Origin of the sequence: Streptomyces atroolivaceus, assembly GCF_000717025.1 — a bacterium.
Classification (GTDB): Bacteria; Actinomycetota; Actinomycetes; order Streptomycetales; family Streptomycetaceae; genus Streptomyces; species Streptomyces atroolivaceus.
The window spans coordinates 374,532-386,493 of the sequence record NZ_JNXG01000003.1; the positions used below are offsets into that span (position 1 = coordinate 374,532).

The 11,962-nt window shown below is 68.8% G+C and carries 13 protein-coding genes; 6 read left to right on the forward strand and 7 right to left on the reverse strand.

The genetic code is table 11. From position 1 onward, the window contains the following. Window positions 1-171 precede the first annotated feature (171 nt). Together OO67_RS10790 and OO67_RS10795 are read right to left on the reverse strand one after the other, a co-directional pair. The gene (locus tag OO67_RS10790; protein WP_033299235.1) at window positions 172-918 is read right to left on the reverse strand and encodes a class I SAM-dependent methyltransferase; all 747 of its coding nucleotides are present in this window, start codon (window positions 916-918) and stop codon (window positions 172-174) included. Window positions 919-1,209: 291 nt separating this feature from the next. Beyond that, window positions 1,210-1,755: an SMI1/KNR4 family protein gene (locus tag OO67_RS10795; RefSeq protein ID WP_244300125.1), complete on the reverse strand. Its 546-nt coding sequence runs from the start codon at window positions 1,753-1,755 to the stop codon at window positions 1,210-1,212. 232 nt (window positions 1,756-1,987) lie between these two features. On the opposite strand from OO67_RS10795, the gene OO67_RS10800 reads away from it, so the two are divergent. Together OO67_RS10800 and OO67_RS38545 are read left to right on the forward strand one after the other, a co-directional pair. After that, entirely contained in the window at window positions 1,988-2,611 is a 624-nt protein-coding gene (locus OO67_RS10800; RefSeq protein ID WP_033299237.1) for an RNA polymerase sigma factor, read from the forward strand. Beyond that, complete coding sequence (locus OO67_RS38545; protein ID WP_033299238.1) at window positions 2,608-3,633, forward strand: CU044_5270 family protein; 1,026 nt, start codon at window positions 2,608-2,610, stop codon at window positions 3,631-3,633. The genes OO67_RS10800 and OO67_RS38545 overlap by 4 nt, the downstream gene beginning before the upstream one ends. 229 nt (window positions 3,634-3,862) lie before the next feature. Here the strand turns inward: OO67_RS38545 and OO67_RS10810 are convergent, their stop codons facing one another. From OO67_RS10810 to OO67_RS10825, 4 genes are all read right to left on the reverse strand, one after another. Continuing rightward, a complete protein-coding gene (locus OO67_RS10810; RefSeq protein ID WP_033299240.1) occupies window positions 3,863-4,162 on the reverse strand; it encodes a hypothetical protein in 300 nt (99 codons plus the stop codon). Between the two features lie 72 nt (window positions 4,163-4,234). Next, the gene (locus OO67_RS10815) at window positions 4,235-5,239 is read right to left on the reverse strand and encodes a hypothetical protein (RefSeq protein WP_033299241.1); all 1,005 of its coding nucleotides are present in this window, start codon (window positions 5,237-5,239) and stop codon (window positions 4,235-4,237) included. 348 nt (window positions 5,240-5,587) lie between these two features. Then, window positions 5,588-5,812, reverse strand: a complete 225-nt coding sequence (locus OO67_RS10820) for a DUF397 domain-containing protein (protein WP_033299243.1) — start codon at window positions 5,810-5,812, stop codon at window positions 5,588-5,590. Continuing rightward, window positions 5,805-6,623: a helix-turn-helix domain-containing protein gene (locus OO67_RS10825; RefSeq protein WP_033299487.1), complete on the reverse strand. Its 819-nt coding sequence runs from the start codon at window positions 6,621-6,623 to the stop codon at window positions 5,805-5,807. The genes OO67_RS10820 and OO67_RS10825 overlap by 8 nt, the downstream gene beginning before the upstream one ends. Window positions 6,624-6,763: 140 nt before the next feature. Between OO67_RS10825 and OO67_RS10830 the strand changes: the two genes are divergently transcribed. Continuing rightward, window positions 6,764-7,057, forward strand: coding sequence for a hypothetical protein (locus OO67_RS10830; RefSeq protein WP_033299245.1), 294 nt, complete (start codon window positions 6,764-6,766; stop codon window positions 7,055-7,057). Continuing rightward, on the forward strand, window positions 7,054-7,392 hold the full coding sequence (locus tag OO67_RS10835) for a hypothetical protein (RefSeq protein WP_033299247.1): 339 nt from the start codon (window positions 7,054-7,056) through the stop codon (window positions 7,390-7,392). The genes OO67_RS10830 and OO67_RS10835 overlap by 4 nt, the downstream gene beginning before the upstream one ends. A gap of 8 nt (window positions 7,393-7,400) precedes the next feature. Here OO67_RS10835 and OO67_RS10840 read toward each other — a convergent pair whose 3' ends face one another. Beyond that, window positions 7,401-7,901: a DUF6584 family protein gene (locus OO67_RS10840; RefSeq protein ID WP_033299249.1), complete on the reverse strand. Its 501-nt coding sequence runs from the start codon at window positions 7,899-7,901 to the stop codon at window positions 7,401-7,403. A gap of 189 nt (window positions 7,902-8,090) precedes the next feature. Between OO67_RS10840 and recD2 the strand changes: the two genes are divergently transcribed. Further along, window positions 8,091-10,352, forward strand: a complete 2,262-nt coding sequence (gene recD2 / locus OO67_RS10845) for an SF1B family DNA helicase RecD2 (protein ID WP_033299251.1) — start codon at window positions 8,091-8,093, stop codon at window positions 10,350-10,352. Window positions 10,353-10,520: 168 nt separating this feature from the next. Further along, entirely contained in the window at window positions 10,521-11,816 is a 1,296-nt protein-coding gene (locus OO67_RS10850; protein ID WP_033299253.1) for a citrate synthase, read from the forward strand. Window positions 11,817-11,962 lie beyond the last annotated feature (146 nt).

Genomic DNA, 11,962 nt, shown 5'->3' on the forward strand with positions numbered 1-11,962 from the left:
GAGGAGCCCCCTGGTCGTCACCGGGGGGCTCGCCGTGCCCGGCCCCCGGGGGACGCGGACCACGCCGGAGCGAGCGCCAGGAGCGCGGCGTCGCTCACGCTGCTGCCGCTGCGCGTGCTGCACACCGGGGTCGAGGCCACGACGGTCAACGACTGGTCGAGGCCACGACGGTCAACGCCTGAGGGAATCGGGCCCGTTCGGCTTCCTGAACAGCGCGGTCCAGAGGAAGTCCTCACCGAAGCACGGGGAGTCGGCCGGTTCGTCCCGCATCCGACGCAGTTCGATCTCCTCCATCCCGGAGAAGATCCAGCGCAGTGAATCGGGTGTGTAGGCGAGGCCGCCCTGAAGCCCCGTACCGCCGTAGAAGTCGGCGTCGGGCAGCTCGGAACCCATCGCGCCGGACGCGAAGCAGCTGAGGGCGAGATGGCCGCCGGGGACGAGGCTGCGCTCCACCAACTGGAGGTAGCTGACGCGCCGATGGGGCGGCAGGTGGTGGAAGCAGCCCGAGTCGTAGACCAGGTCGTACGGCCCGGCAGGCGCGTCCTCGGCGAAGGCGTCCCCGCAGTGGAAGCGGATGTCCGCTCCTGCCTCACCGGCCCGCTCCCCGGCCCAGGCGATGGCCCGGGGTGACAGATCGACGGCGTCCACCTCGAACCCCCGCGAGGCGAGGTGCAGCGCGTTGCGTCCCGGTCCGCAGCCGAGATCGAGGGCACGGCCGGGCGTGATCAGACCTTGGCCGAGGTAGGACACGAGGCTCTCGTCCGGCTTCGCCACGAAGAACGGCACGGGCTTCGAGCGGTCCTCGTAGAACCCGTCCCACCAGCCGCTCGCGTCATCGGTCCACCGGTCGGCCTCCGGCGTGAACAGGCTGTCCATGAGCTTCAGTACGTCGTCCACCGAGCGTATGTTCCGGTCCACCCGGAACCCCCTTCCCGAGACCCCGACTCTAGTCTCTGAGAGGCCATTTGTGCAGCTCAGGGCCGGTGTGGGAGCTGCCTGGGGTCCCGTTCGGGAGCGTCCGGGGAGCGCCAGGGTCTGACCCCCCGTGCGGGACTCGTTCCCTTGCCCAAGACCCGTCCGAGGACCGATGAGGGCCCTTCCTGGGTGTGGCCGAGGTGTGTTTCTCGACCCCTTCGCACGCGAAGGGCCCTGAGGGGAGAAGCGGCCTCCCGGTCGCCTTGGTGCCGGGGGTGCCGGGGGTGCCGGGGGTCAGGCTTCGATCTCCCACTCGACGCAGTGGTGGCCCGACTCGTGTTCGTAGGTCGACGGCCGGTAGTACAGAAAGGGGGAACCCGTCTCCAGGGAGTCGGCCAGGACCCGGAAGAGCTCTGCCGGACCGGTGGCCCAGAGCGTGCCGTCGAGGTCGCCCGACCCGATGCCCATCTCGTACACGTGCCCGTACGAAGGCCCCGGGCGGTGATCGACGAAGGCGACGCCCCCGTCGTTCGGCAGGGCGATCGGCACGCACAGGTGCAGATTCACAGCCAGTTCCTCGTCCTCCCACAGATCGGCTTCGATGTTGCTCTCGCCGACGCCCACGAGGATCTCGTGCATCATCGCCATGTCGTCCACACCGCTCAGGCGGTGCCCCAACGGCAGAAAGGTCCCGGCGGGCAGAGGGAACGAGCCCGGCTCGGCAACAGGCGGGGCCGCGCCGTCATGAAGCTCCAGAAGCCTCCTCAGCTCCGGGTGCAGGGCGAAGCCCAGCCGCGATTCCAGCCCGGCTATCGCCTTGGGGGCCGCCGGCTCTCTCAAGGCCGCTCGATCGGCGGGCGAATGCGCCGAAAGCCATGACTCGAAGCGAGCCCACTCGTGATCGAACGCTGCGGTGTCCACCTGTGTCATGGGCCGAAGATAGACGTCCCCACTGACACCAGGGGGCCAGGGTGGCAGCTTGTTCCACCCCACAGAAGATGCTGTCGGCCGAAGCCGCTGCAGTGACTTGAGTCACGGGAACCGTCCCGAACCCCCGGACAGATAAGGGGACATGGAGAGACCACTGCGGGTCCGCATCCGGGACGGCGACGAGGATGCCTTCGCCGACCTGTTCGACAGATACGCGCGTTCCGTCTACAACCACGCGTTCCGGCTGACGGGGAACTGGTCCATGGCCGAGGACGTGGTCTCGTTGACGTTCTTCGAAGCGTGGAGGCTGCGGGGCCGGGTGAACGCCGAAGGCGGATCGTTGCGCCCCTGGTTACTGGGGGTCGCGACGAACATGGTGCGCAACACCAGGCGGGCTGCGGCCCGGCACGCCGCCGCGATGTCACGTCTGCCCCCGGGCCCCCAGGGCGGCGCGGTCGGGGACTTCGCCGACGAGGTCGCGAGCCGGATCGACGACACGGAGTTGCTGGCCGCCGTCCGGCTGGCCCTGGACACGCTGCGGCGCAACGAGCGCGAGGTGCTGGCGCTCTGTGTGTGGGAGGGCCTCGACTACACGGCGGCCGGCGAGGCGCTCGGCATTCCCACGGGAACGGTGCGCTCGCGGCTGTCCAGGGCCCGGCGGAAGCTCGCGGCAGCCGCCGAGCGGGGGGAACCGCTGCGCGCCGCCGGACAGATGAAAGAGGGCCGCACCGATGCGGCCCTGCCCATGCAGGAGGGAAACCGATGACGCACGACACCTCGTCGCTCCCCGAGAGGGACCTCCCCCCGGGCCGTCACCGTCAGCTCAAGGAGCATGTGATGCGCGAGATCAGGCAGGCCCACGCCGAGGACGGGACGACGAACCGCCGTAGGAGGTGGTCGCGGCCGGTCGTCGCGGGACCCGCGATCGCGGTCGTACTGGCCCTCGCCGTGATCACGGGAGTGACGGTGACCGGAGGGGACGGCGGCTCCGGCTCCGGCACCCCGGTGGGCAGGGACGGCAGGGCGACCTACGCCTTCGCCCCCCTGGTCAACGGCGACACCAAGGGCGGTGCGGCGGCGTTGCTCGACCGCATCGCGACGGTCGCGGCGCAGTCACCGGCGGACGACATCCGGGACGACCAGTTCGTCTACATCCGGAGCCTGGTCGCCTACGCGACGATGTCGGACGACATCGGTGCCGAGCTCGAGCCCCTCCACGAGCGCGAGATCTGGAGGTCCGTGGACGGCACCCGCCCGGGACTGACCCGGGAGCCGGGCGACGAGTTCAGCGACGGGAGGGAGCTGGAACCCGCCCCGGCGCCCGGTGAGCCCGGCTACGGGACGAGCACCCACTACCGGCGCCTCCAGGCGCTGCCGACGGACGCGGACGCCATGCTGAAGTGGCTGCGCTCCCAGGGGGACGAGAGCGACGAGGAGCGCAATCCCGACCAGGACGCGTTCGTCCTCGTCGGTGACCTCCTCCACGAGTCGATGATGCCGCCGGACGTCAGCGCCGCGTTCTTCCGCGCCGCCGCGAAGATCCCCGGTGTGGTCGTCGTGCCCGACGCGGTCAACGCAGAGGGCCGTCACGGTGTCGCGGTGGCGCGCTACGACTCGTACAACCCGGGGGTCCGCGATGAGCTGATCTTCGACAAGAAGACCCTCGAACTCATCGGGGTGCGCAACGTGGCGACGAAGGCGATCGACAAGATCGAGGCCGGCCAGGTGCTGGGGACCACAGCGGTCCTCCAGCGTGCGGTCGTGGACGCGAAGGGGAAGCGCCCGTAGCCGACGGGGCTTCGTGACGGCCTGGTGGCGGTGGCGGCGGGTGTGCGTTCCCGCCGCCACCGCCAGGCGTAAGCGGTTTTCGGGCTCGTACGCCAGGCTTGTGACAGGGCGGGGCCGGGCACGATCGGCTGGTGCCCGCCGGCCGCGACGAAGCCCTTGTGCGGGGCGGGCGCCCGAGGGTTCTGGTCCACCAGAGCCAGCAGCATGCCCCCGTCGTAGGCGACCAGGTTCACGCCGTGGCCTCACCCTGTGACGGACGGCCGAAAAGCGCGTCCACCTCCGCCTGCTCCTGCCTGCTCAGCTCGATCTCGTCCCCTGCCCATGTGCCGGTACCCGCCAGCTTCTCGGCTTCCGTGCGGGCTTCCTTGTAGGGCTTGAAGATCTCCCTGACGCGATCCTGTTGATCCATTTGTGCCTGCGCGGCAATGGTCAGGAATGTGGAGACATCGAGTCCGGCGTCTGCGGCGTGTTCTCTGATCCGGTCACGAATTTCGGCGGGCATGCTGATCGAGAAGCGCTCGGTTGCCATACCAAGACGGTATCGCCGAGTTTTACCGTCTGCCCGAGGCCGGCCCGGGTTGCCGTCCGGTTTCGGGCAGGGTCAGGGTGTTCGCATCAGGTTGCGGAGGTTGGCGACCGTTGCGTGGATGTCCGGGCCTGCGGGTCCTTCGGCGGTGGCGCTCGAGGCTGCTGCGTCAACATTCGGCGCGGACGACGTGCGGCAGGGGCGACAGAGGCCGTCGGGGAGGGCTTCGGGCGGGCCGGGCACACCGCATTCGGTGCACTCCATCATGACGCGGTGAACATGTGCCGCATGGGCGGCTGTCGAATTCTCAACAGGGAGGCGTGGCGGGATCTTGTCGGTGAGCCGACGGCGTACGAAGCCGATGGGCGAGCCGACCTGGGCGGGAAGTCCGGCGGTGAGGGCCTGGACGAGGTAGTCCGTGTTCACGCCCCGGTCCAGCCATGCGGCGGCCAGCCCTTCGAGCACCGTGCAGTCAGCTGCGGACAGGGTCAGGCGCGGGTCGGTACGGCCGAGTCGGGCGAGGGCGAGGTAGGCGGGTGAGTGACCGGCCTGGCTCTTCGTGGAGGCTGCCCGCTGCGGGGGTACGAGAGGCGGGGGCGATGCGGGGGAGGACTGCGGTGGCTTTACCGGCTCGCCTTCATCCGGGCCGCTCACTGAGGCGGCTTGGTGGCCGACGGTACCGGTCCGGGTGAAGGTGTCCCACCACTCGCTGTCGTGGGCGGTGCGGGACCAGAAGGTGCGGGTGACCCACCGGCTCTGGCCGCCCTCGCCCACGACCTGGCACCGTACGCGCCGCAGATGACCGGCCACGCCCAGGGCGCGCAACGCGCTGCCGACGGCCATCTGGCCGTACAGGGGGAGTGACTTGGCCAGCGACTTGACGTCCATGGCGCCCCCCTCGGGCAGCCGGTCGACGTACCCGGCGACGTACCGCTCCCGCTCCGGGAGCAGCGCGAAGTCATCGGGTCGGGGCGATCGTTGTTCGGGTGTGGTGCGCTTGCCGTAGCCGGGGTGAGCCTTGGCGTAAGGGCGCGAAGCTGCGGGTGCAGGCAGGGCGGGACTAAGGTTCTCGGTAGCCACGAGATCGCTCTTTCGATCTTGGGGTGAGGCCCCGGCCGGTGCGACAACACCGCGTCGGGGTCGATTCGTTGAGCGCACCGTAAGCAGTCGTGACGCCGCGCTGCAAGTTGGTCACGATTAGTCATACTTGCTGGCCGTGACGGGTTCGGGAGGGTGGGGAGGTTTTCCCAACCCCCTTCCTTTCCCTCCCGGAAGTAAGCATCGCTCGAACCTCGGGGCCCGTGTCCCGGCCCCCGAATCCCGAAGCTCAAGCGTCGGGCCCGGACTCGTCCCCGTACCCACGAAAGAGTGAACCGGCCCGTTCCGGCCTTCGAATCCCGAGCTTCGGGGCCCGAGCGCCGGGGGCACTCAGATGTCGAACTGACCGTCCACGACGGCGGCGACGAAAGTTGTCCAGTGGGGGGCGGAGAAGGTGATGACGGGCCCGTGTGGAGAGTTGCTGTCACGCACGGGGACATCGGGGTTTCCGACGGCGACTTCCAGGCACTCGGCGCCCGATCCCCCGCTGTAGCTGGACTTGCGCCAACTGCCGAGTGTTCCGGCGTAGGCAATGCCATGGTCGGTGCTAGGCATGCTCGTGCTCCTCTGCGATGGATCTGACGAGGGCCACGGAATCCTCGCTCGGGGCCGCAGCGCCCAGGGCGAGTGTGTAGGCGGTGTGGCAGGCGTCAACCCGTGCTGGACTGTCGAGCAGTTGTCCACTGTGCAGCCCCTCGACGTATGCCAGCGGTGCTGCGTCCGAGAACTTCAGCAAGTAGACAGAACCTTCGAGAAGCGGATGAGCCCCAGATGCGAACGGCAGGACGTGAAGGCGCAGGCGACCCGATTCGGCCATGTCGGCCACCTTGTGCAGCTGGTCCGCCATGGTCTGACGTCCGCCGATCCTTCGCCTCAGCGCTGCCTCGTCGAGCAGTGTCCAGGCGATGGGAGTTGATGATGAGGTGAGCAACTGGCCGCGCTGAAGACGGTTGACAAGGAACTCGTCAAGGTCGTCGGTTCGATAGTTGGGGTGATACGCCCTGTAGACGGCTCTGGCGTAGTCCCTTGTTTGCAGCAGACCAGGGATGAGCGCCGCTCCGTACTGACGGATCTCCGTAGCTTCGCGCTCCAGTTCCGCCACCTCCGCGAAGTAGTGGGGGAACTTGGATTCCAGATCCTCCGTCCAGCGGGCGAAGAAGCCATCAGTGTTCAGCGCGACATCGATACGGCGAGCGTCGTCCGGCTTCGGCAGCCGTCGCCCCGCCTCGTAGTGGCTGATCAGCGTCGGTGAGCATACGACTTGGCCGCCCAGAGCCTCCTGTGTCAGGCCCGCCGCCACTCGTCGCAGCCTGATCTCCTCGCCGTACTTCTCCCTCTGCGTGCGGGGTTTCCGCTCCTCCGCCACCGGCTCAGTTCCTTTCCTGACAGGCAGGCTGTCAAGCCCGAACCCCTGGAGCGTAGTCACGCGCAGCCCCACCCTGTGATGAGTTCGCTACGGAACGCATCCGTTCGTGGGTAAGCAGTCAGAGTGAGGAGCACGCCGTCATGAGAGAACTCGTCCGTCGCTTCGCAGAGTCGCCGTTGCGGCGGCTGTGCAAGGCACTCGCACCCGCCCCCGCCCCACCGGAACCCGGCATGCAGGCGGCCGGCCCCACCACCCGCGGCAGCGGGCGACGTCCGCTGCGCGGGGAGGACAGCCCGCTGGTGCGGCCCTACCTCGCCGCGCACGAGCGGCAGGTGGCCGAGGCCCGACGCGGGCGGCGCACCGTCTGGCACGCGGTGCAGGGTGTGGACGTGGGGCTGGTCCTGTCCGCCCACGGAGCGGAGGCAGCCGCGTGACCGGGAAGCGGTACGAAGGCCACACGTTCAGGTTGCTGCCCGGGACGGGGGCGGAGGGGAAGCCCAGCTATGTGCTGGGGGACGGCACCGGTCCCGTGTCACGGATGGCCGCGAGCATCGAAGACATCCGGCTCGGCATGGCGGGTGACCTAATCGACCACGCCGCCGACCTGCTGGCGGACAGGAAGGTCACCGGGGTGGAACTGCACTTCCTCGCCAGTCGCCTCAGTGAGTCACTGCGGGAGGTTCTCCAGGTCGCTGAGTGCCGAGGGGCGTGGCCGGACGCGAACAGCCTCGATCCGGACACCGAGAGCCCCGCAAGGCGAGATCCATGACCGCGAGATCAGTCGAAGAGGTCGACAAGCCCGTTCACCCAGATCGCCAGGAAGCCCGCGACCAGCAGGAACGCTCCCGTGCACCCTGCGGCACGTAGCGCGGCACTCCTCTCCGGCTGCTCCTCACCGGTGACCGTGTCCCAGTCGACGGGCCGGCCCGCCGCCGTCGAGCACGCTGTGCGGAGCGCGGCCAACTGCTCCTCGGCGAAGGCGGATCCGGCCAGGGACTCCGGTCCGCGCCAGGCCACGGCCTTCATACGCGGCGCGGGCAGGTGGTACCGCTGCTCGAAGGCGGCCGTCTCGGCCGGGTCGCGGTCCTCCTCCAGGTACATCCACCGGCCGGCCTGCTCCGGTTCGCCGTAGAGGCGGTAGATCTCCCCCAGGCGCCGGCGCACCTCCCGGCTCGCGGGGTAGGCGGCCACCAGCCCGCGAAGACGCATGCGGGCCATGGGTATGCGTCCGGCGGCAAGGTCGGCGTCCACGCGCCGCAGGGTGTCGGTCAGAGCCATGGGCACATCATTGGCCGTCGGGCGCGTTCTGGACCAGCGCTTATCGGCCCTGCTCGTACGTCCCCCTCCCGTACGGTCGCGTTGACACGCGACCGGCGTCCGCCGGTCCGTGCCCGGCGGACGGGATCCGGGCGACCGGCTCCGGGCCGATGCGTCCCGCTGTCGGACCCGCCCGGTACCGTCGGCACCATGTCCAACACCGCCGTCCTCGAAGGCGTCCTGGAGCGGATCACCTACGCCAACGAGGAGAACGGGTACACGGTCGCCCGCGTCGACACCGGCCGTGGGGCGGGCGATCTGCTCACCGTCGTCGGCTCGCTGCTGGGCGCGCAGCCCGGTGAGTCGCTGCGCATGGAGGGCCGTTGGGGTTCCCACCCGCAGTTCGGCAAGCAGTTCACCGTCGAGAACTACACGACGATCCTCCCGGCCACCATCCAGGGCATCCGCCGCTACCTCGGTTCCGGCCTGATCAAGGGGATCGGGCCGGTCATGGCCGACCGGATCACCACCCACTTCGGTGTCGACACCCTGGACATCATCGAGCAGCATCCCAAAAGGCTCGTCGAGGTGCCCGGACTGGGCCCGAAGCGGACGAAGATGATCGCCGCGGCCTGGGAGGAACAGAAGGCGATCAAGGAGGTGATGGTCTTCCTCCAGAGCGTCGGCGTCTCCACCTCCATCGCCGTCCGCATCTACAAGAAGTACGAGGACGCCTCGATCTCGGTCGTGAAGAACCAGCCGTACCGGCTGGCCGCCGACGTCTGGGGCATCGGATTCCTCACCGCCGACCGCATCGCCCAGGCCGTCGGGATCCCGCACGACAGTCCCGAGCGGGTCAAGGCGGGCCTCCAGTACGCCCTCTCGCAGTCCACGGACCAGGGGCACTGCTTCCTCCCCGAGGAGCGGCTGATCGCCGACGGGGTGAAGCTGCTCCAGGTCGACACCGGGCTCGTCATCGACTGCCTGGCCGAGCTCGCGGAGGACCCCGAGGGCGTCGTGCGGGAGAAGGTGCCGGGTCCCGAGGACGGGCAGCCCGTCACCGCCGTGTACCTGGTCCCCTTCCACCGCGCCGAGATCTCCCTGGCCGCCCAGGTGCAGCGCCTGCTGCGGACGCCGGAGGACCGTATGCCGGGCTTCCAGGACGTCGACTGGGAGAAGGCGCTGGCCTGGCTCGCGCGGCGTACGGGGGCGACGCTGGCCCCCGAGCAGGAGGCGGCCGTCCGGCTCGCGCTCAGCAAGAAGGTCGCCGTCCTCACGGGCGGCCCCGGCTGCGGGAAGTCGTTCACCGTCCGTTCCGTGGTCGAGCTGGCCCGCGCGAAGAACGCCAAGGTGGTGCTGGCCGCCCCCACCGGACGGGCCGCGAAGCGGCTCTCGGAGCTGACCGGTGCCGAGGCGTCCACCGTTCACCGGTTGCTGGAGCTGAAGCCGGGCGGGGACGCCGCGTACGACCGTGACCGGCCGCTGGACGCCGATCTGGTCGTCGTCGACGAGGCGTCGATGCTCGACCTGCTGCTCGCCAACAAGCTCGTCAAGGCGGTGGCACCCGGTGCCCATCTGCTGCTGGTCGGCGATGTGGACCAGCTGCCCTCGGTCGGAGCGGGGGAGGTGCTGCGGGATCTGCTCGCCGACGGCGGCCCGGTCCCGGCGGTCCGGCTGACCACCATCTTCCGGCAGGCCCAGAAGTCCGGCGTCGTCACCAACGCCCACCGCATCAACTCCGGAGTGCCGCCGCTGACCCAGGGGCTGGACGACTTCTTCCTCTTCGTGGAGGACGAGACGGAGGACGCCGGGGTGCTCGCCGTGGATGTCGCGGCCCGTCGGATCCCGGCCAAGTTCGGCCTGAACCCCCGCCGTGACGTGCAGGTTCTCGCCCCGATGCACCGGGGACCGGCAGGTGCCGGCCATCTCAACGGGCTGCTCCAGCAGGCCATCACCCCGGGCCGCCCCGACCTGCCGGAGAAGCGGTTCGGCGGCCGGGTCTTCCGGGTCGGCGACAAGGTGACCCAGATCCGGAACAACTACGACAAGGGGGAGAACGGCGTCTTCAACGGCACGGTCGGCGTCGTCACCGCTCTCGACGCCGACGAGCAGAAGCTGACGGTCCTCACGGACGAGGAGGAGGAGATCGCGTACGACTTCGACGAACTGGACGAACTCGCCCACGCCTACGCGATGACCATCCACCGCTCGCAGGGCAGCGAGTACCCGGCGGTCGTCATCCCGGTCACCACCAGCGCCTGGATGATGCTCCAGCGGAACCTGCTGTACACCGCTGTGACCAGGGCCAAGAAGCTGGTCGTACTCGTCGGTTCGCGCAAGGCCATCGGCCAGGCCGTCCGCACTGTTTCCGCAGGCAGACGCTGTACGGCGCTGGATTTCCGGCTCCGCGGCGGAACGGTCGAAGACTCCTCCGAAAAAATGATCGATCAAAACGGTGGGAAACATCACTGAGCCCTTCCGGAACCGGATCTCAGGGGGCAGGATGAGAAAGTTGACGGCACTCAGTGCCGCCAGTAGGTCCAATGGACGACCCCGAGTGCACTCTCCTGAGCCAAATGGGGGAGGGTGGAGACAGTCAGGGCACCTCGAAGAAGAGGCACTACGTCGGTGAGGGATGACGTGAGCGAGAGCGACAACTCTGTAGTACTGCGGTACGGCGATGACGAGTACACCTACCCGGTGATCGACAGCACCGTCGGCGACAAGGGCTTCGATATCGGGAAGCTCCGGGCCAATACGGGCCTGGTCACGCTGGACAGCGGATACGGCAACACGGCCGCGTACAAATCCGCCATCACCTACCTCGACGGCGAGCAGGGCATCCTGCGGTACCGCGGATACCCGATCGAGCAGCTCGCCGAGAGCTCGACGTTCCTCGAGGTCGCCTACACGCTGATCAACGGTGACCTTCCGAAGGTCGACGAACTGTCGGCCTTCAAGAACGAGATCACCCAGCACACGCTGCTGCACGAGGACGTCAAGCGCTTCTTCGACGGCTTCCCGCGCGACGCCCACCCGATGGCCATGCTGTCCTCGGTCGTCAGCGCGCTGTCCACGTTCTACCAGGACAGCCACAACCCGTTCGACGAGGAGCAGCGCCACCTCTCGACGATCCGGCTGCTGGCCAAGCTCCCGACGATCGCCGCGTACGCGTACAAGAAGTCGATCGGTCACCCGTTCGTCTACCCGCGCAACGACCTCGGCTACGTCGAGAACTTCCTGCGCATGACCTTCTCCGTCCCGGCCCAGGAGTACGTGCCGGACCCGGTCGTGGTCTCCGCGCTCGAGAAGCTGCTCATCCTGCACGCGGACCACGAGCAGAACTGTTCGACCTCCACCGTGCGTCTGGTCGGCTCCTCGCAGGCGAACATGTTCGCCTCGATCTCCGCCGGCATCTCGGCCCTGTGGGGCCCGCTGCACGGTGGCGCCAACCAGTCGGTACTGGAGATGCTCGAGGGCATCCAGGCCAACGGCGGCGACGTCGACTCCTTCATCCAGAAGGTGAAGAACAAGGAGGACGGCGTCCGCCTGATGGGCTTCGGCCACCGGGTGTACAAGTCCTTCGACCCCCGCGCGAAGATCATCAAGGCTGCCGCCCACGACGTGCTGTCGTCGCTCGGCAAGTCCGACGAGCTGCTGGACATCGCGCTCAAGCTGGAGGAGCACGCGCTCTCCGACGAGTACTTCGTCTCGCGCAACCTCTACCCCAACGTGGACTTCTACACGGGCCTTATCTACCGGGCCATGGGCTTCCCGACCGAGATGTTCACCGTGCTGTTCGCGCTCGGCCGGCTCCCCGGCTGGATCGCCCAGTGGCACGAGATGATCAAGGAGCCGGGATCCCGCATCGGACGCCCGCGCCAGATCTACACCGGCGAGGTCCTGCGTGACTTCGTCCCGGTCGAGGGCCGCTGAAGCCCTTAGAACCGCTGCTGTACCCCGGCCGCTCCGGCCGGGCATCCTTCGCCCCGCGTGCCGCGCTCGTTCCAGCCAGAGCGCGGTGTCCGGGGCGATTCGGCGTTCCGGGCGCGGCTCCCGGTCCGACGGAGGCTCCGCGGCTC